Genomic DNA, 16,589 nt, shown 5'->3' with positions numbered 1-16,589 from the left:
ACCAGGACGCTATCAAATGCGCATGCTAGATTCGCCTTTACCCGGGGTACTGAGCCTGTGCGGTGCGTCACTGGACCGGCCGCCCCGGCACGGACCGCTCAACGGGGCGGCGTACGGGCACGGTTGGGCACACGGAACGGCGGCACCAGATGGCAGCGGAAGACGGCGGCTCCCCGGGCACTGCGGGCCCTCCCCTCCCCCGGGTGCTGTGCGACACGGCGGAGCTCCTGTCCCTGGGCGGCGACGCGCCGGCCGGCGCCCTGTGGAAGCTGGCGGAACCCGGCCGGCAGCTCGACGCCAACGTCGTCCGCCTCCCCGCCGGCGGCCGGGTGGACACCCACACCGAGCCCGACCTCGACGTCCTGCTCCTCGTCCTCGACGGTGCGGCCCGCCTCGACTCCACCGACGGCGAGCACCCGCTGCCCGCGGGCGTCCTGACCTGGCTGCCGCACGGCTCGACCCGGGCCGTCCTCGCCGGGCCGGACGGGGTGACGTACCTGACCGTGCACCGTCGGCGCCCCGGCATGCGCATCCAGCCGCCGGAGGCCGCCGACCGGCTGCGGTCCGCCCTCGGCGACGGCGCCTGATCAGGGCGCGGGCGACGCCGGAGGGCCGGTGTCCGCCTCGCGCGCGAGGGCCCGCAGCGCCGTGTCGTCCGCACTGCCCGGCCGCGGGAAGTACACGTACAGCACGTGCCCTTCGGGGCCGGCGAGTGCGAACGTCTCGAAGTCGAGGGAGAGGATCCCGACACCGTCGACCGCCAGGCGCTTGCGGCCCGTCACGCGGTCGTACACGTCGTGGGAGTCCCACAGGGCCCGGAACGTCTCGCTGCGCTCGCGCAGGGCCGCCACGAACCCGGCGAGCTCCGCGGGCCTGGCGGCCGCGGTGGTGCGCAGACCCGCGACCGCCTGGAGGCCGATCTCCTCCCAGTCCGGGTACACCTGCCGGGCCCGCGGGTCGAGGAAGGTGAACTCGACGAGGTTGTGTCCCGGGCTCCACGCCGGGTTGACGCGGTGCGCGAGGGCGGTGGCGGCCAGGACGTCACGGCGGGGACCGACGACGAGGGCGGGCAGGTCGGACCAGCGCTCCAGCAGGACCCGCACCCCCGCCCGGACGGTGCCGGCGGGGACCGTCGCCCGGTCGTTCGCAGGGGCGAGGGACGGCGCGACCAGCGACCAGAGGTAGGCCCGCTCGGTGTCGTCCAGGCCCAGCACGTCGGCCAGGGCCTGGAGGATCTCGCGGGAGGGATGCCGGTCCCGGCCCTGCTCGATACGGCTGTAGTAGGAGGGGCTCACCCCCGCGAGCAGCGCCAACTCCTCGCGGCGCAGGCCCTTGACCCGCCGCCGTGTGTTGTCGACGACGCCCGCGGAGCCGGGGTCGATCCGCTCCCGGCGGCTGCGCAGGAAGGAACCGATCGGATTGTCGTCGGTGTGGTCGTCACGGGACATCGGGCCGACTGTACCGCGTGACCGGCCACCTGCGGCGACGCCGCCGACAGACCCTCCGGGGGCCTGCCTCGAGGAGGTGTGGCACCACCGCCTGGGGTCCGGCTGCAATGGGGGCATGAACCAACGAACCACAGCACTGGACGACGACGACCGGGCCCGCGCCTCGGGCGGATCCGGGGAAACGCCGGTCTGGCTGATCACCGGATGCTCGGGCGGCCTGGGGCGCGAACTCGCCCGGCACGCCCTGGAGCGCGGCGACCGGGTCGCCGTCACCGCCCGTGACACGTCTGGTGTCGCCGACCTCGTGGACACCTACGGGGACCGTGCGCTCGCCCTCCGCCTGGACGTCACCGACGCCGCCTCGGTCGTCGCCGCCGTCGCGGCGGCCGAGCAGGAGTTCGGGCGCATCGACGTCCTGGTCAACAACGCCGGATACGGCTACCTCGCCGCCGTCGAGGAAGGTGAGGAGGCCGCGGTGCGCACCCTGTACGACACCAACGTGCACGGCGTGGTCACCGTCCTGAAGGCCGTCCTGCCCGGCATGCGGGCGCGCCGCTCGGGACGGATCGTGAACATCTCGTCCTTCGGCGGTCTCGCCGCCTTCCCGGCGACGGGCCACTACCACGCGACCAAGTTCGCCCTTGAGGGACTGTCCGAGTCGCTGGCCGCGGAGGTCGCGCCGCTCGGCATCGCGGTCACTCTCGTCGAGCCCGGGGGCCTGCGCACCCAGTGGGCCGGAACGTCGATGCGGCAGTCGCCGACCCGGCTCCCGGACTACGAGCAGACCGCGGGCAGCCGCCGGGCCGCCACCCTGGCGGTCTCCGGCCGCCAGCCCGGCGACCCCGTCCGCGCCGCCGCCGCGATCGCCACCGTCGTGGACGCCGCGGCTCCGCCGCTGCGGCTCCTGCTGGGCTCGGACGCGCTCGCCGGTGCCCGCGCCCGCCTGGAACGGCTGCGGCACGAGATCGACGCCAACGAGGCCCTCACCCGCAGCACCGACCTGGAGCGGGTGTCCTGAACCCGGGCCCGTTCACCGTGCCTCGGCACGCAGCTCCGTGAGGGACCGCGCCGTCAGGGGGCGCGGTTCGGCGTCCGGGTCGACGAGTACGACGGTGCAGGTGGCCGCGTGGGTGAGGGCGCTGGTGAAGCTGCCGTCGGCGAACTGGGCCAGCGGGCCGCGCGGGGATCGGCCGACCGCGACCGTGCGGGCCCCCGCCTCGGCGGCGTGCCGGGCCAGGGCGCGGCCCGCGGCGGCATGGTCGCCGACGCCGGTGAGGATCTGGCCGGTGGCGGCCACTCCCATGCCGCCGAGCCGGTCGAGGTGCGCGGTGACGGCGGCCTTCGCCTGCTCGTCGGTCTCGGTGTCGGCGGCCTGTTCCTCGACGACGGCGGTCCGCCGTACGTGGACGACCTCGAGCGGGCTCGCGGTGTCACGGGCCAGGCGGGCCGCGGCGTCCACGACGGCGGCCGCCTCGCGGTGGGCTCCGACGGCTACGACCACGGGGCGCGCGTCGGTCGCCGCCGGGGCACCGACGGGGGTGAGCGCGGGGGTCACGGGCTCGCCCTCGCCGGTGTCCGTCTCGGCCCGGCGCAGCAGCCGGTGGCCGCTGGCCAGGACGGGGACGGCGAGCAGGAAGGTGGCGGCGCCGAGGTAGAAGGGGACGCTCAGATCGGTGGCGTCGGCTAGCTTTCCGGCGACGTAGGGGGCCAGCCCGCCGCCGATGAAGCGCAGGAAGCCGTACGCGGAGGAGGCCACGGGGCGCTCCACCGGCGAGACGAGCATGACGGCCTGCGTGGTGAGGGTGTTGTTGATGCCGATGAAGGCGCCGCTGACGACGACCGCGACGATCACGGTGGTGGGGTCGGTGACGCCGGCGGCTATGACGGCCATGACGACGGCGAGGCCGAGCAGATTGGCGTAGAGGACGGGCGCGGTGCCGTAGCGGGCCTGGAGCCGCGGGGCGAAGAAGACGCTGAAGGCCGCGACCAGCAGGCCCCAGCCGGTGAAGACCAGGCCGAGTTCGTGGGCGTCCAGCTCCATCGGGTACGGCGCGTAGCCGAGCATGGTGAAGAAGCCCCAGTTGTACAGCAGGGCCATGATGCCCATGGTGAGCAGGCCGCGGTGGCGCAGGGCCTTGAGCGGGGCGAGCGGTGAGGTGACCTTCTTGGGCCTGGGCAGGTCGGGGACGAAGGCGAGGGTGGCGATCAGGGCGACGGCCATCAGGGCGGCGACGCCGAAGAAGGGGCCGCGCCAGCTGATGCCGCCCAGTTCGCCACCGAGCAGGGGGCCGACGGCGATGCCGAGGCCCAGGGCGGTCTCGTAGAGGATGATCGCGCCGCTGAAGCCGCCGCTGGCGGAGGCCACGATGACCGCGAGGGAGGTGGCGATGAACAGGGCGTTGCCCAGTCCCCAGCCGGCCCGGAAGCCGACGATGCCGTTGATGGAGCCGGTGGCTCCCGCCAGGGCGGCGAAGACGACGATGACGGCGAGGCCGGTGACCAGGGTGCGCTTGGCCCCGATACGGCTGGAGACCCAGCCGACGAAGAGCATGGCGACGGCGGTGACGATCAGATAGCTGCTGAACAGCAGGGAGACCTGGCTGGGGGTGGCGTCGAGGCTCTCGGCCAGCGCCGGCAGGATCGGGTCGACCAGGCCGATGCCCATGAACGAGATGACACAGGCGAAGGCGACCGCCCAGACGGCCTTCGGCTGCCGGAAGGGACTGGCGGCCTTTCCACGTGGTGCACTCATGCGCGGTCTTCCTCCGAGGATTCCTGACGGTTGTCGATGACCCGGGCCAGGGCCAGCAGCGCGGTGGTGGTGGCCTGCCGCTCCGGCCCGGTCATGTCCTCCATGAGCTCCCGGAGGGCCACGGCACGCTCGGCGCGGCGCCGGTCCAGGACCTCGACGCCGGTGGGCGTCACCGCCACGAGGACGCCGCGGCCGTCGCTCGCGTCGGCGGTGCGCCGGGCCAGGCCCGCGCGCTCCAGGCGTGTGACGAGCTGGGTCATGTTCGGCTGGGAGACGCCCTCGGCCCTGGCCAGTTCGGTCAGCCGCTGGGGGCCATCGCGGCTCAGCCTGGCCAGCGTCGAGGAGGCCGCGGTGCTCAGACCGCCGGTCCGGGCGCTCTGCCGCACGTAGCGGATCATCTGCTCCACGGCGATGATCAGGTCGTCCGGGCCCTCCGGTGCCGTGTCCATAAGCGCATTATGCATTTAGATGTAGTACGAAACAAGATGGGCCGGGGCCGCCTCCGCCCCGTTGCTTCCGGCCATCGCTGGGCACCCGGCACGGGAACGAGGGAGGACAGGCAGGACTGGGAGGACTCGGCATGGACGACTGGCGCGGCTTCGCGCAGCAGATGGCCTCGTTGGCCCGCGATCTGCTGGCCCAGGAATCGCTGCACGACACACTGGAACGGATCACCGCCTCGGCCACGGAACTGGTGGCGGACTGCGACGCCGCCGACATCCTCATCCTGCGCGGCACCAAGGTGCAGTCACTGGCCCCCACCGAACAGGTGGTGATCGACAGCGACGCGCTGCAGGGTCGCGTCGGAGAGGGCCCGTGCTTCGACGCCGCCCGCAGCGACACGGGGGAACGCCAGTTCCGGATCGCCGACTTCACCGACGAGGCACGGCGCTGGCCCAAGTACCTCCCCGAGGCACGCAAGCTGAACCTCGGCAGCATGATGGGCTTCCTGCTGTTCACCGAGGACGAGGAACTCGGCGCGCTGAACATGTACTCCTACCGCCCCGGCGCGTTCACCGAGGCCGACGAGACGGCCGGCTGGCTGCTGGCCTCGCACGCGGCGGTCGCCTTCTCCAGCGCCCGGACGCACGCCCAGATGCAAGAGGCCATCGGCACCCGGCACACCATCGGGGAAGCGATGGGCATCCTCATGGGCAGGCACCGGATCTCCGAGGACCAGGCCTTCGCGGCCCTGCGCCGGTACTCGCAGGATCACAACGTCAAACTGCGGGACGTGGCGGCACAGGTCTGCGAACGGGGCGGCCTGCCCTGAGCCAACGGACAAAAGATGAACGAGTTTCCGCTCCTTTGGATCACGAACCCTCGTATAGTGATCGTCAGTTGAGTGCCGCGTGACAGCCCTCGGCTCGCATGCGCCCCCGTTGGACGACCCGAGGGCCGCTCCGGCGGCCAGGCGAGGACCCGATTGATGACCGCGCCCGCCCGCCCCGGCGACCGCCCCACCCCCCGCGCCCTCGCCGCAGTGGCCCTGCCGTGCGCCGTCGTGTCGGCGCTCGTCGTCGGCGGGGCCGTCGCCGCCGCGCCCGCCTCGGTACGCCTTCCGCTCGGACTCGGCGCCGGTGCCGCGGCGATCCTGCTCTGCGCGGCACTGACGGCGGCGGTGCACGCGGTCCGCGCGGAACGGGCCACCCGCCGGGTGCTGACGGCCGCCAGGGCGGAGGCCGATGCCGCACGGACCTCGGCCGCGGCCACCGCCGAACGTGAACGGGACGCCCTCGTCGCCGAGTTCACGCGCGAGCGGGAGCGGCTCGCCGAGCAGCGGGACCGGGAGGTGACACGGCTCACCGAGGAGTCGGCGCGGCTGGGCGAGCGCCTCAGGCAGGCCACCGGTGAGCGCGCCGCCGCCGTCTCCGCGACCGCCAACGCGGCCGGCCGGATGCAGGCGCTGGCCACCGGCATGCTCGCCGATCTGCGGGCCATGGAGGAGCGGCACAGTGACGAGGCCGTCCTCGCCGACCTGCTCCACCTCGACCACCGCACCGCACAGGCGGGCCGGCTCGCCGACTCCGTCGCCGTCCTCACCGGCGCCCGCTCCGGCCGCCGTTGGGCGCGCCCGATCGCCATGGAGTCCATCCTGCGCGGCGCCATGGGCCGGATCGCCGGCTACCGGCGCGTGCGCGTGCACTCCAGCAGCGACACCGCGGTCGCCGGGCACGCCGCCGAAGGTGTCATGCACGCCCTGGCCGAACTCCTGGACAACGCGGCGAACTTCTCCCCGCCGACGGCTGAGATCCACGTGTACGTGGAGGAGGTGCCGGCCGGTGTCATCGTGTCCGTGGAGGACAGTGGGCTGGTGATGGGCGAGGTCCAACTGCGCCGGGCCGAGCGGGCGGTGGCCGGTGAGACGGCGGGGCTCGGCGGCCTGACCGGCACCCGGCTGGGCCTGGCCGTGGTGGGGCGGCTGTCGGCCAAGTACGGGCTGAAGGTGTCGTTCCGGCCGTCCGCGCGCGGAGGTACGGGCGTGCTGATGCTCGTCCCCCAGGACATCCTGAGCGGTCCCGCCGTCCCCACCGCGCCGGGGGCGACCCCGGCGACGACGCCCGCGGAGGTCCAAGACGACCGGCGGCACACCCCCGCGCCGCCCGCGACCGGGCCCGCCCCGGCCGACGTGGCCCCCGAGCCGCCGCCCGTCCACGATCTCGCGGAGCAGGACCAGGAGCAGGCGCAGGCGCAGGAGCAGGCGCAGGAGCAGGACCAGGGGCCGGACCGGGAACCGGACCCGTCCGCCGAGGAGCTGCCCAAGCGCCGTCGTGGCCGTACCCTCGCCGCCGCCGAACGCGCCCGCGTCGCCGCCCGGGCCGCCGAGCCCCGCGCCACGCCGTCCGCCGACGACGCGAAGGCCCGCGCCGCCCGCTTCAGCAGCTTCCGCCAGGCCGTCCGGAGCTCCACCTCCACCGCCGGCGCCGCCGCCGAACCGGCCGAGACGGCCCCCGACCTCCCGTCCCACTCATCCGCGCACCCGGAAGGCGACACCACTCCATGACCGGCTCGACCACCGCCGACGAGAAGCTCACCTGGCTCATCGAGGGCCTCCTGGAGCGCACGCCGGGCGCGCGGCACGCGCTCGTCCTCTCCCGTGACGGACTCAAGCTGTGCCGCACCCCGGAACTCTCCGTCGACCAGGCCGACCAGCTGGCCGCCATCGCCGCCGGCATCCAGTCGCTGTCCCACGGTGCCTCCGTGGAGTTCGGCGACGGCAGCGGCGGGGTGCGTTCGGCGATGACCGAGTTCTACGGCGGGATCCTGTTCATCGTGGAGGCCGGCGAGGGCGCGCACCTCGCCGTGGTCACCTCCGAGGACGCGGACGCGGGGCTCGTCGGACACCACATGAGCGAACTCATCGAGCAGCTCGGCGAGCACCTCACCGCGCTGCCGCGCACGTCATGAGCCGCCCCGGCAGGGACGACGCGCCCGACCGGCTGTACACCGTCACCCAGGGACGCAGCAGCTCGGGCCCCGACAACCCCTTCGACCTGGTCACCCTCGTGGTCGCCGAGTGCGCGCCGATGCCCGGCATGCAGTCCGAGCACACGGCGATCCTCAGGCTGACCGAGGCCCCCACGGCCGTCGTGGAGATCGCCGCCGAACTGCGGCTCCCGGTGAGCATCACCAAGATCCTGCTCTCCGACCTGCACGCCGCCGGCCGGGTGAGCGCACGCCACCCGTACACGGCAGCCGTCCCCGATCCCGACATCCTGGAGCAGGTGCTCGTTGGACTCCGCAATCTCTGACGCCCGTACCCCGGCGAGCGCCCCGGCGCGCACCCCGCTGGGCGCGGCCGCCGACAACGGTCTGAAGATCGTGGTCGTGGGCGGCTTCGGTGTCGGCAAGACGACCATGGTCCGTTCGGTCAGCGAGATACGTCCCCTCAGCACCGAGGAGACGATGACGCAGGCCGGCGAGGCGGTCGACGACATCAGCGAGGTGCGCGGCAAGTCCGCGACGACCGTCGCCTTCGACTTCGGCCGCATCAGCCTCGACGCGCGCAACGTGCTCTATCTGTTCGGCGCGCCCGGACAGGAGCGGTTCTGGTTCCTGTGGGACCGGCTGTTCTCGGGCACGCTCGGCGCGGTGGTCCTCGTGGACACCCGCCGCATCGACGACTCCTGGTACGCGATCGACCGCCTGGAGCACCACGGCACGCCGTTCATCGTCGCCTGCAACGACTTCGGCGGCCCGGAGCACTCGCCCGAGGCGGTCCGCGAGGCCCTCGACCTGGATCCGAGGGTGCCGCTGGTCTCCTGCGACGCCAGGTCCCGCCAGTCCAGCAAGCAGGTGCTGATCACGCTGGTCGAGCATCTCCAGGCCCACTACGCCGGTTCCGCCGCCCGGCCCCGACAGGAGTTCGCGTGAGCACCGACGCCCACGACGTCCCGGGCGCCGTGCCGCTCGGCGGCCCCCGTTTCCAGACCGATCCCGCCCTGCTGTACCGGCGGATGCGGCGCGAGCACGGTGCCGTCACGCCGGTCGTGCTGGACGGCGACGTACCGGCCTGGCTGGTGCTCGGGTACCGCGAGCTGCACCAGGTGACCGGTGACCCGGTGCTGTTCAGCCGGGACTCGGACCTGTGGAACCAGTGGGAGAACATCCCGGACGACTGGCCGCTGCTGCCGATGATCGGCCGCAGGCAGCCGTCGATCCTGTACACGGTCGGTGAGCGGCACCGCGAGCGCGCCGCCATGATCAGCGACGCGCTGGAGGCCGTCGACCCGCACCTGCTGCGCGGCCACGCCGAGCGGTTCGCCGACGAACTCGTCGACCGGCTGTGCGCGAAGGGCGAGGCCGACCTCGTCGGGGACTACGCGATGCTGCTGCCGGTCCGGGTCCTGGCCCGCCTGTACGGGTTCCCGGACGAGCAGGGTCCGGCACTGGTCACCGCGCTCAACGACATGATCGACGGCAGGGAGCGGGCCCTGGCGGGCCAGACGCACCTCGCCACCTCCATGGCGCGGCTGCTGGCCGACCGGAAGGCGGCGCCCGCCGACGACGTCGCCTCCCGGATGCTGGCCGACGCGAGCGGCTTCACCGAGGAGGAGATCGCCCAGGACCTGATGGTGATGATGGCCGCGGGCCACCAGCCGACGGCGGACTGGATCGGCAACTCGCTGCGCCTGATGCTGACCGACGACCGCTTCGCCGCCTCCCTCTTCGGCGGGCGCAACAGTGTCGCCGAGGCCATGAACGAGGTGCTGTGGGAGGACACGCCCACGCAGAACGTGGCCGGTCGCTGGGCCGCCCGGGACACCCAGCTCGGCGGGCGCCGCATCCGGGCCGGCGACCTGGTGCTGCTCGGGCTGCAGGGCGCCAACTCCGACCCGCAGGTCCGCACCGACGGCTCCGCGCTCACCGGCGGCAACAACGCGCACTTCTCCTTCGGCCACGGCGAGCACCGCTGCCCGTTCCCCGCGCAGGAGGTCGCCGAGGTGATCGCGCGCACCGGCATCGAGGTCGTGCTCGACCGGCTGCCGGACATCGACCTGGCGGTGCCCGCCGGGTCCCTCACCCGTCGCCCCTCGCCCTGGCTGCGGGGGCTGACCGAGTTGCCCGTGCGGTTCACCCCGACCACTGCCCTGGGAGGCACGTCAGCATGACGACCGGCACCGAAGAAGCCCGGATCCCGCTGGACCCGTTCGTCACCGACCTGGACGGCGAGAGCGCGCGGCTGCGTGCGGCCGGACCGCTCGCCGCCGTGGAGCTGCCGGGCGGCGTGCCCGTGTGGGCGGTCACGCACCACGCGGAGGCCAAGGCCCTGCTCACGGACCCGCGGCTGGTCAAGGACATCAACGTGTGGGGCGCCTGGCGGCGCGGCGAGATCCCCGCCGACTGGCCGCTGATCGGGCTGGCCAACCCGGGCCGCTCGATGCTCACGGTGGACGGCGCCGAGCACCGCCGGCTGCGCACCCTGGTGGCGCAGGCGCTCACGGTGCGCCGGGTGGAGCACATGCGGGAGCGGATCACCGAGCTGACCGACCGCCTGCTCGACGAGCTGCCCGCGGACGGCGGCGTCGTGGATCTCAAGGCGGCCTTCGCCTATCCGCTGCCGATGTACGTCATCGCCGACCTGATGGGCATCGAGGAGGCGCGGCTGCCGCGTCTGAAGGTGCTGTTCGAGAAGTTCTTCTCGACGCAGACCCCGCCCGAGGAGGTCGTGGCGACGCTCACCGAGCTGGCCTCGATCATGGCCGACACGGTCGCCGCGAAGCGCGCGGACCCCGGGGACGACTTGACGAGCGCGCTGATCCAGGCGTCCGAGGACGGCGACCGCCTCACCGACGCGGAGATCGTCTCCACGCTTCAGCTGATGGTGGCCGCGGGGCACGAGACGACGATCTCGCTGATCGTCAACGCCGTCGTCAACCTGTCCGCCCATCCCGACCAGCGGGACCTGGTGCTCTCCGGCAAGGCTGAGTGGTCCGCGGTGATCGAGGAGACACTGCGCTTCTCGACGCCGACCTCGCACGTCCTGATCCGGTTCGCGGCCGAGGACGTCCCGGTCGGTGACCGGGTGATACCCGCCGGGGACGCGCTCATCGTCTCGTACGGCGCGCTGGGCCGCGACGAGCGGGCCCACGGTCCGACGGCGGACCGGTTCGACATCACCCGCACGTCCGAGAACCGGCACATCTCCTTCGGCCACGGCCCGCACGTGTGCCCCGGTGCGGCCCTGTCCCGGATGGAGGCGGGCGTGGCGCTCCCGGCCCTGTACGCCCGCTTCCCGCACCTGGACCTGGCGGTCGTGGCCACGGAGCTGCGCAACAAGCCGGTGGTCACGCAGAACGACCTGTTCGAACTCCCGGTCAGGCTGGCCTGACCCCGCCCGGCCGCGGCCCGGTCCCTCACCCGCGGGGCGTTTGCATCCCGCCCCGCGGGTAACTCCGGCATTCCGGACACCGATCCCCGGGAGTCGCCATGTGGAAGCGCAAGGGCAGGAAGGACCGCCGGGCCGCCAGGCCGGTCCCCATGGAGCTGTGCGACCTGTGCGCCAGGGTCTTCCCCGAGGACGAGTCGGTGACGGGCTACGTGCCGGACTCCTCCGCGGTGCACGCCACCAACGAGTGGTTCGACGGGCTGCGGCTCATCACCGCGTGCTCGGACGACCACTTCGACGTGATCAAGGACGGGTACGCGCACCGGCCCTTCGTGGACGAGGAGCTGTGGGCGGCCAAGCTGACCCGGGCCCTGACCACCGGCCCGCCGGCCCTCTCCATGGACCAGCTCGGCTGCCGGACGGGCCTCCAGGAGCCCCAGATCCGGGCGGCCGTCGCCTGGCACAACGAGCGCATGCGGGAGGCCCAGCAGCGCAGCGACCCCTGACGTGGGCGGTCCGCGGGGTCAGCGCGGCGGCCGGACTCCGTGCACCCGGTAGGGCTCCGCGTCGGCCCACCTCACCTCCAGGCCGAGGCCGGGCCGCGAGGTGTCGGGGCGCAGGGCCCCGCCCTCGGGCGACGGGACGCCGTCGAACAGCAGCCGCTCGACGCGCACGTGGTCGTGGAAGTACTCCAGGTGCCGCAGCCGGCGCACGGCGCAGAAGGCGTGGGCGGACACCGCGGGCGCGCAGTGCGCGGACAGGTCGAGGTGCCGGGCGGCGGAGAGCCCCGCGACCTCCAGCACACCGGTGACGCCGCCGCACCGGGTGACGTCGGCCTGGAGGCAGTCGACGGCCGGTCCCTCGGTGAGGTTGGCGAAGTCCTGCGCGGTGAAGGCGTACTCCCCCGCGGTGATCTCCAGCCTCGCCGGGCCCCGCTCGCGCAGCATCCGCAGCCCCTCCAGGTCGGCGGAGGCGACCGGCTCCTCGAACCAGCGCACGTCCCACGCGTCGTGGAAGCGGTGCGCCCAGTACAGGGCCTCCTTGCGGCCGAGCGCCCCGTTGGCGTCGGTGAACAGCTCGGTCCCGTCGCCCACCGCCCGGCGTACGGCGGTCAGGCGCCGCGGGTCGGCCGCCGGGTCCCGCGAGGTCTTCAGCTTGACGCGCCCGATGCCCTGGCGGACCCATCCGGCGAGCTGGTCGGTGAGTCGGTCCAGGGGATAGTTGGTGAAGCCGCCGCTGCCGTAGACGGGCACCCGGTCGTGGTGGGCCGGCAGCAGGTGGACCAGCGGCAGACCCAGCAGCCGTGCCTTGAGGTCCCACAGCGCCACGTCGACGGCGGACAGGGCCATCGCCCCGGCGCCGGGACGGCCGGCGTTGCGCATCCGCGCCCCCATCCGCTCCCACAGCGCGGGCGGCGAGGAGACCGGCCGGCCCTTGACGACGGGCGCGAGCACGGAGTGCGCGAAGGACGCCACCGACACGTCCCCGTAGGTGTAACCGAGGCCGGTGCGGCCGCCGGCGTGCACGCGCACCAGGACCAGGGTCGTGGCGTCCCACTCCAGGGTGCCGTCCTGCTCGCGGCCCCCGGGGCCGTCGGTGGGGACCTCGAAGGCGTGTACGTCGACCGCGTCGACCACGCACTCGTCCAGTGCCGGTGTGTCCGGGCCGGTCGGCGACTTCATCGCGCACTCCTCGCCTTCGCGTACCCGGGCCGGTTCCCCCCGCCGTCCGGTCCATGCGCGGGCCGTCCGGGTCAACCGACGTTTGTCGGGGCGCGGGCCGGGTCACTCAGTCTCCCGTCGCGAGCCATCGAAAGGACGCCCGAGGAGCACCCGTGAACCGGTTGTGGCGGCCGTTCCACCGTGTGTGGGACTGGCTGGCCGCGTCCGCCCTGGTCCGGCGCGGCCGGGACCTGGAGCTGATGCACAGGGCCATGGGCTTCGCCACCCTCGCCCTGGTCACGCTGGCGCCGCTGCTGATCGTGGTGGCGGCGGCCGACCCGCTGGGGCGCGGGGGCTTCGCCTCGTGGCTGGCCGACGGCATGGGGCTGTCCGGGCGGTCGGCCAAGGTGCTGACCGACATCATCAGTCCGCCGACCAAGGTCGTCGGCACGACGAGCGTGTGGGGCGGAATCCTGCTCGGCGTGTTCGGCGTGTCCTTCGCGGCGAGCGTCCAGAACGGCTACGAGCGCATCTGGGAACTGCCCGCCGGTCCGTGGCACCGCATCTGGCGCCAGATGACCTGGGTGGTCCTGCTGACCGCCTACCTCTACCAGGAGGTGCAGACGCGGACCGCGCTGCACGGTACGGCGCGGATCGCGCTGTCGACCGCCAGCGGCATGCTGTTCTTCTGGTGGGGCCAGCACTTCCTGCTGGGCGGCCAGGTCCGCTGGCGCGACCTGCTGCCGGGGGCGTTCGCCACGATGGTGGGGCTGATCGGCCTGCGCGGCTTCTCGTATCTCTTCTTCACGCCGCTGATCCTCGACAACGCGTTCAGTTACGGCGCGGTGGGCATCGTGCTGGTGGTGGAGTCCTGGCTGATCGGGGTCGGGTTCGTCGTCTTCGGCGGCGCGATGGTCGGACACTGGTTCTGCGAGCACCACTGGTGGGCGCGGAACATCGACCGGAGACCGCCGGACTGACGGACGGACGGAGTGACGGAGTGACGGTCAACAGGCGCGTCGGCGCAGGCTCCCGGCCAGCGCCGCGGCCGCCGCCCCCGCCACCGTCGCGGCCGTGGCCAGGGCCAGCGGCCGGCGGTGGCGGGAGATCCAGAACTGGACGCTGCGCGGATGGGCCTCGTCGTCGAAGACGCCGTGTGCGCCGTGGTCGTCCGGTGCGGTGTCGTCCGGCGGCTTCCAGAGGTTGACCGGCCGCGACGGGTCGACGGGCTCGTCCGTCTGCTGCCCGTCGTAGCCGGTGCGGGCCAGGTAGCGGTCGAGGAGCCCGGGGGCGAGTTTCTGGCCCAGCAGGGTGGCGACGGTGGAGCCGCCGACCCAGTACATGCGCCGCTCGGGGTGGTCGGCGGCGTACAGCACGGCCCGGGCGGCGACCTCGGGCTGGTAGACGGGGGCCACCGGGCGCGGATGGCGGGGCAGCCGGGTGAGGACCCAGCTGAACTGGGGCGTGTTGAGCCCGGGCATCTGCACCATGGTCACCCGCACCCCGCTGCGGTCGTGCAGCAGCTCGCAGCGCAGCGACTCGGTGAACCCCTGGATGGCGTGCTTGGCCCCGCAGTAGACGGCCTGGAGCGGGACGCCGCGTTCGGCCAGGGCCGAGCCGACCTGGACGATGGTGCCGCGGTCGCGCGGCGTCATGCGCCGCAGGGCGGCCTGGGTGCCGTGGACGAAGCCGAAGTAGGTGACCTCGGTGGCCCGCCTCAGCTCCTCGGGCCGGATCTCCGGGACGGGCGCGAAGACGGTCGAGAACGCGGCGTTCACCCATACGTCGATCGGGCCGAGTTCCTCCTCGACCCGGCCGGCCGCCGCGTCCACGGCCGCCGCGTCGGCGACGTCCACGACCAGCGGCAGCGCGCGCCCGCCTGCCTCCTCGACCTCCTCGGCCGCCCGCCGGAGGGCGTACTCGCCGCGTGCGAGCAGGGCCACCGCGGCCCCGCGGGCGCCGAAGGCCCGGACGGTGGCCCGGCCGACGCCGCCGGTCGCGCCGGTGACGACGACGACCCCGGTGCCGTTCGTCCCCAGGTGCCGGGCGCCGCTCACTTCCGGCCCCGGCCGGGGAGGTGCCCGGCGTACTCGGTGAGCTTCTGCCTAACGCCCTTGGTGGCGATCCCGGTCAGCTCCGGGTCGTGCAGCGCCGCCTTGATGGCCTTCTTGCCCTGGTCCTTCATGATGTGCGGCGGGATCGGCGCGATCTCGGCGTCGACCTTGAACTCCAGGACCACCGGCCGGTCGGCGGCGAGCGCCTCGTCCCAGGCGGAGCCGACCTTCCTGGGGTCGGCGCAGACGATGCCCTTGAGGCCGAGGAGTTCGGCGTAGGCGGCGTAGGGGACGTCGGGGATGTCCTGGGAGCCCGGGTACTTGGGGTCGCCGGCCATGGCGCGCTGCTCCCAGGTGACCTGGTTGAGGTCCTGGTTGTTGAACACGCAGAAGACGAGCGGCGCCGACCCGGACAGGCGGTCCAGATAGCGCTTGACGGTGATCATCTCGTTCATGCCGTTCATCTGGAACGCGCCGTCCCCGATGAAGGCGATCACCGGACGCTCGGGGTACGCGAACCGCGCCGCGATGGCGTACGGCGTCCCCGGGCCCATCGTGGCCAGGGTGCCGGAGAGCGAGGCCTGCATGCCGTCGCGGAGCAGGAGGTGGCGGGCCCACCAGTTGGTGCCCGAGCCGGAGTCGGCGGTCAGGATGACGTCGTCCGGCAGCCGCGGGGAGAGTTCGGCGGCGACGGCCTGGGGGTTGATGGTCTTGCCGAAGTGCTCGCCGGCCCAGCGGTCGCACAGGTCGTGCCACTCCCGGACGTCCTTCTCGATCTTCTCCCGCCAGCCGCGGTCCTGCTTGCGCTGGAGCATCGGGATCAGGGCGCGCAGGGTCTCCCTGGAGTCGCCGACGAGGTGGGCGTCCATGGGGTAGCGGATGCCGATCAGGCGGCCGTCGATGTCGATCTCCACACCCCGGGCCTGCCCCTCCTCGGGCAGCCACTCCGAGTACGGGAAGCTGCTGCCGACCATGAGCAGGGTGTCGCAGCCCTGGATCATGTTGTCGCTGGCCTTGCTGCCCAGCAGGCCGATGGGGCCGGTGACGTAGGGCAGGTCGTCGGGCAGGACCTGGCGGCCGAGCAGTGCCTTGGCGACTCCGGCGCCGAGCAGTTCGGCGACCTCCTTCACCTCGGCCTCCGCGTTCGCCGCGCCCTGGCCGACGAGCATGGCGACCTTGTTGCCCGCGTTGAGCACGTCGGCGGCCTTGCGCAGCTCGTCGAGGTCGGGCAGCACGCGGGGCCTGCTCCAGCCGACGCTGGAGAAGACGGACCCGTGCTCCCTGGGCGGGGAGGGCTGGGCCTCCTCCTCCTGGATGTCGTTCGGGATGATGACGGTGGCGACGCCCCGGGTGGTCAGCGCGGTCTTGAAGGCCCGGTCGACGACGTGCCGGGCCTGGCCCGGGTGCACGACCATCTGGCAGTACTCGGAGACGTCCGCGAAGAGCCGGTCGAGGGCGATCTCCTGCTGGTAGTGGGTGCCGAGCGACAGCCGCTTCTGCTGGCCCACCACCGCCACCACGGGCTGGTGGTCGAGCTTCGCGTCGTACAGGCCGTTGAGGAGATGCACGGCGCCCGGTCCCGACGTGGCGACGCAACAGCCCACCTCGCCGGTGAACTTGGCGTGACCGCAGGCCATGAACGCCGCCATCTCCTCGTGCCTGGCCTGGATGAACTCCGGGTCGCCGCCGGCCCGGTCGAACGCGCCGAGCAGACCGTTGATGCCGTCGCCCGGATAGCCGTACACCCGCTGGACGCCCCACTCGGACAGGCGCTGGAGCACATAGTCGGCGACTTGGGTCATGGGGCTCTCCCAGGCGTGCGGGGACGGCGGTCGGTGTGTGGGG

General features: G+C 73.3%; 17 protein-coding genes. 11 read left to right on the top strand and 6 right to left on the bottom strand.

Annotated elements, in window-relative coordinates:
- The first annotated feature begins 149 nt into the window (after nucleotides 1-149).
- Entirely contained in the window at nucleotides 150-587 is a 438-nt protein-coding gene (locus ACH4D3_RS11365; RefSeq protein ID WP_398319676.1) for a hypothetical protein, read from the top strand.
- Here the strand turns inward: ACH4D3_RS11365 and ACH4D3_RS11360 are convergent, their stop codons facing one another.
- Nucleotides 588-1,448 (bottom strand): helix-turn-helix domain-containing protein, encoded by an 861-nt coding sequence (locus tag ACH4D3_RS11360; protein WP_398319673.1) that lies wholly within the window; start codon nucleotides 1,446-1,448, stop codon nucleotides 588-590. It lies immediately after the preceding gene.
- 115 nt (nucleotides 1,449-1,563) lie between these two features.
- Between ACH4D3_RS11360 and ACH4D3_RS11355 the strand changes: the two genes are divergently transcribed.
- Entirely contained in the window at nucleotides 1,564-2,466 is a 903-nt protein-coding gene (locus ACH4D3_RS11355) for an oxidoreductase (protein WP_398319670.1), read from the top strand.
- A 12-nt stretch (nucleotides 2,467-2,478) separates the two neighbouring features.
- Here ACH4D3_RS11355 and ACH4D3_RS11350 read toward each other — a convergent pair whose 3' ends face one another.
- Nucleotides 2,479-4,200 (bottom strand): MFS transporter, encoded by a 1,722-nt coding sequence (locus ACH4D3_RS11350; RefSeq protein WP_398319667.1) that lies wholly within the window; start codon nucleotides 4,198-4,200, stop codon nucleotides 2,479-2,481.
- Entirely contained in the window at nucleotides 4,197-4,649 is a 453-nt protein-coding gene (locus ACH4D3_RS11345) for a MarR family winged helix-turn-helix transcriptional regulator (RefSeq protein WP_398319664.1), read from the bottom strand. Before ACH4D3_RS11345 ends, ACH4D3_RS11350 begins: the two co-directional genes overlap by 4 nt.
- 131 nt (nucleotides 4,650-4,780) lie before the next feature.
- Here ACH4D3_RS11345 and ACH4D3_RS11340 point away from each other — a divergent pair, with 131 nt between their 5' ends.
- The 8 genes from ACH4D3_RS11340 to ACH4D3_RS11305 all read left to right on the top strand — a co-directional run bounded on the left by ACH4D3_RS11340 (nucleotide 4,781) and on the right by ACH4D3_RS11305 (nucleotide 11,535).
- On the top strand, nucleotides 4,781-5,473 hold the full coding sequence (locus ACH4D3_RS11340; RefSeq protein WP_398319661.1) for a GAF and ANTAR domain-containing protein: 693 nt from the start codon (nucleotides 4,781-4,783) through the stop codon (nucleotides 5,471-5,473).
- Nucleotides 5,474-5,629: 156 nt separating this feature from the next.
- Nucleotides 5,630-7,204 (top strand): sensor histidine kinase, encoded by a 1,575-nt coding sequence (locus ACH4D3_RS11335; RefSeq protein WP_398319658.1) that lies wholly within the window; start codon nucleotides 5,630-5,632, stop codon nucleotides 7,202-7,204.
- The gene (locus ACH4D3_RS11330) at nucleotides 7,201-7,608 is read left to right on the top strand and encodes a roadblock/LC7 domain-containing protein (protein ID WP_361008784.1); all 408 of its coding nucleotides are present in this window, start codon (nucleotides 7,201-7,203) and stop codon (nucleotides 7,606-7,608) included. Before ACH4D3_RS11335 ends, ACH4D3_RS11330 begins: the two co-directional genes overlap by 4 nt.
- Nucleotides 7,605-7,952 (top strand): DUF742 domain-containing protein, encoded by a 348-nt coding sequence (locus ACH4D3_RS11325; protein WP_003971723.1) that lies wholly within the window; start codon nucleotides 7,605-7,607, stop codon nucleotides 7,950-7,952. The genes ACH4D3_RS11330 and ACH4D3_RS11325 overlap by 4 nt, the downstream gene beginning before the upstream one ends.
- Nucleotides 7,933-8,574 carry a GTP-binding protein gene (locus ACH4D3_RS11320; RefSeq protein WP_398319653.1) on the top strand — a complete coding sequence of 214 codons (642 nt, stop codon included), beginning with the start codon at nucleotides 7,933-7,935 and terminating at the stop codon, nucleotides 8,572-8,574. Before ACH4D3_RS11325 ends, ACH4D3_RS11320 begins: the two co-directional genes overlap by 20 nt.
- Nucleotides 8,571-9,812 carry a cytochrome P450 gene (locus tag ACH4D3_RS11315; protein ID WP_398319650.1) on the top strand — a complete coding sequence of 414 codons (1,242 nt, stop codon included), beginning with the start codon at nucleotides 8,571-8,573 and terminating at the stop codon, nucleotides 9,810-9,812. Before ACH4D3_RS11320 ends, ACH4D3_RS11315 begins: the two co-directional genes overlap by 4 nt.
- A complete protein-coding gene (locus ACH4D3_RS11310) occupies nucleotides 9,809-11,032 on the top strand; it encodes a cytochrome P450 (RefSeq protein ID WP_398319647.1) in 1,224 nt (407 codons plus the stop codon). The genes ACH4D3_RS11315 and ACH4D3_RS11310 overlap by 4 nt, the downstream gene beginning before the upstream one ends.
- A 98-nt stretch (nucleotides 11,033-11,130) precedes the next feature.
- Nucleotides 11,131-11,535 carry a hypothetical protein gene (locus ACH4D3_RS11305; RefSeq protein ID WP_003971727.1) on the top strand — a complete coding sequence of 135 codons (405 nt, stop codon included), beginning with the start codon at nucleotides 11,131-11,133 and terminating at the stop codon, nucleotides 11,533-11,535.
- An 18-nt stretch (nucleotides 11,536-11,553) separates the two neighbouring features.
- On the opposite strand, the gene ACH4D3_RS11300 is transcribed toward ACH4D3_RS11305, so the two are convergent.
- Nucleotides 11,554-12,711 carry an enolase C-terminal domain-like protein gene (locus tag ACH4D3_RS11300; RefSeq protein ID WP_398319644.1) on the bottom strand — a complete coding sequence of 386 codons (1,158 nt, stop codon included), beginning with the start codon at nucleotides 12,709-12,711 and terminating at the stop codon, nucleotides 11,554-11,556.
- A 152-nt stretch (nucleotides 12,712-12,863) separates the two neighbouring features.
- On the opposite strand from ACH4D3_RS11300, the gene ACH4D3_RS11295 reads away from it, so the two are divergent.
- Entirely contained in the window at nucleotides 12,864-13,670 is an 807-nt protein-coding gene (locus ACH4D3_RS11295; RefSeq protein ID WP_398319641.1) for a ribonuclease BN, read from the top strand.
- Between the two features lie 27 nt (nucleotides 13,671-13,697).
- On the opposite strand, the gene ACH4D3_RS11290 is transcribed toward ACH4D3_RS11295, so the two are convergent.
- Together ACH4D3_RS11290 and ACH4D3_RS11285 are read right to left on the bottom strand one after the other, a co-directional pair.
- Nucleotides 13,698-14,747 (bottom strand): SDR family oxidoreductase, encoded by a 1,050-nt coding sequence (locus ACH4D3_RS11290; protein WP_398319639.1) that lies wholly within the window; start codon nucleotides 14,745-14,747, stop codon nucleotides 13,698-13,700.
- Complete coding sequence (locus tag ACH4D3_RS11285) at nucleotides 14,744-16,546, bottom strand: thiamine pyrophosphate-requiring protein (RefSeq protein WP_398319636.1); 1,803 nt, start codon at nucleotides 16,544-16,546, stop codon at nucleotides 14,744-14,746. Before ACH4D3_RS11285 ends, ACH4D3_RS11290 begins: the two co-directional genes overlap by 4 nt.
- Nucleotides 16,547-16,589: the final 43 nt, after the last annotated feature.

This window comes from Streptomyces sp. NPDC018026 (assembly GCF_044327745.1).
Classification (GTDB): domain Bacteria; phylum Actinomycetota; class Actinomycetes; order Streptomycetales; family Streptomycetaceae; genus Streptomyces; species Streptomyces rubrogriseus.
Note: the sequence above shows the minus strand (reverse complement) of the source record. Positions and strands in the feature narration are given on the sequence as shown.

What these genes read in the sequence shown, in the direction of transcription:
- ACH4D3_RS11365 (WP_398319676.1), top strand. Translation starts at nt 150, where the DNA reads ATGGCAGCGGAAGACGGCGGCTCCCCGGGCACTGCGGGCCCTCCCCTC.
- ACH4D3_RS11360 (WP_398319673.1), bottom strand. Translation starts at nt 1,448, where the DNA reads ATGTCCCGTGACGACCACACCGACGACAATCCGATCGGTTCCTTCCTG.
- ACH4D3_RS11355 (WP_398319670.1), top strand. Translation starts at nt 1,564, where the DNA reads ATGAACCAACGAACCACAGCACTGGACGACGACGACCGGGCCCGCGCC.
- ACH4D3_RS11350 (WP_398319667.1), bottom strand. Translation starts at nt 4,200, where the DNA reads ATGAGTGCACCACGTGGAAAGGCCGCCAGTCCCTTCCGGCAGCCGAAG.
- ACH4D3_RS11345 (WP_398319664.1), bottom strand. Translation starts at nt 4,649, where the DNA reads ATGGACACGGCACCGGAGGGCCCGGACGACCTGATCATCGCCGTGGAG.
- ACH4D3_RS11340 (WP_398319661.1), top strand. Translation starts at nt 4,781, where the DNA reads ATGGACGACTGGCGCGGCTTCGCGCAGCAGATGGCCTCGTTGGCCCGC.
- ACH4D3_RS11335 (WP_398319658.1), top strand. Translation starts at nt 5,630, where the DNA reads ATGACCGCGCCCGCCCGCCCCGGCGACCGCCCCACCCCCCGCGCCCTC.
- ACH4D3_RS11330 (WP_361008784.1), top strand. Translation starts at nt 7,201, where the DNA reads ATGACCGGCTCGACCACCGCCGACGAGAAGCTCACCTGGCTCATCGAG.
- ACH4D3_RS11325 (WP_003971723.1), top strand. Translation starts at nt 7,605, where the DNA reads ATGAGCCGCCCCGGCAGGGACGACGCGCCCGACCGGCTGTACACCGTC.
- ACH4D3_RS11310 (WP_398319647.1), top strand. Translation starts at nt 9,809, where the DNA reads ATGACGACCGGCACCGAAGAAGCCCGGATCCCGCTGGACCCGTTCGTC.
- ACH4D3_RS11305 (WP_003971727.1), top strand. Translation starts at nt 11,131, where the DNA reads ATGTGGAAGCGCAAGGGCAGGAAGGACCGCCGGGCCGCCAGGCCGGTC.
- ACH4D3_RS11300 (WP_398319644.1), bottom strand. Translation starts at nt 12,711, where the DNA reads ATGAAGTCGCCGACCGGCCCGGACACACCGGCACTGGACGAGTGCGTG.
- ACH4D3_RS11285 (WP_398319636.1), bottom strand. Translation starts at nt 16,546, where the DNA reads ATGACCCAAGTCGCCGACTATGTGCTCCAGCGCCTGTCCGAGTGGGGC.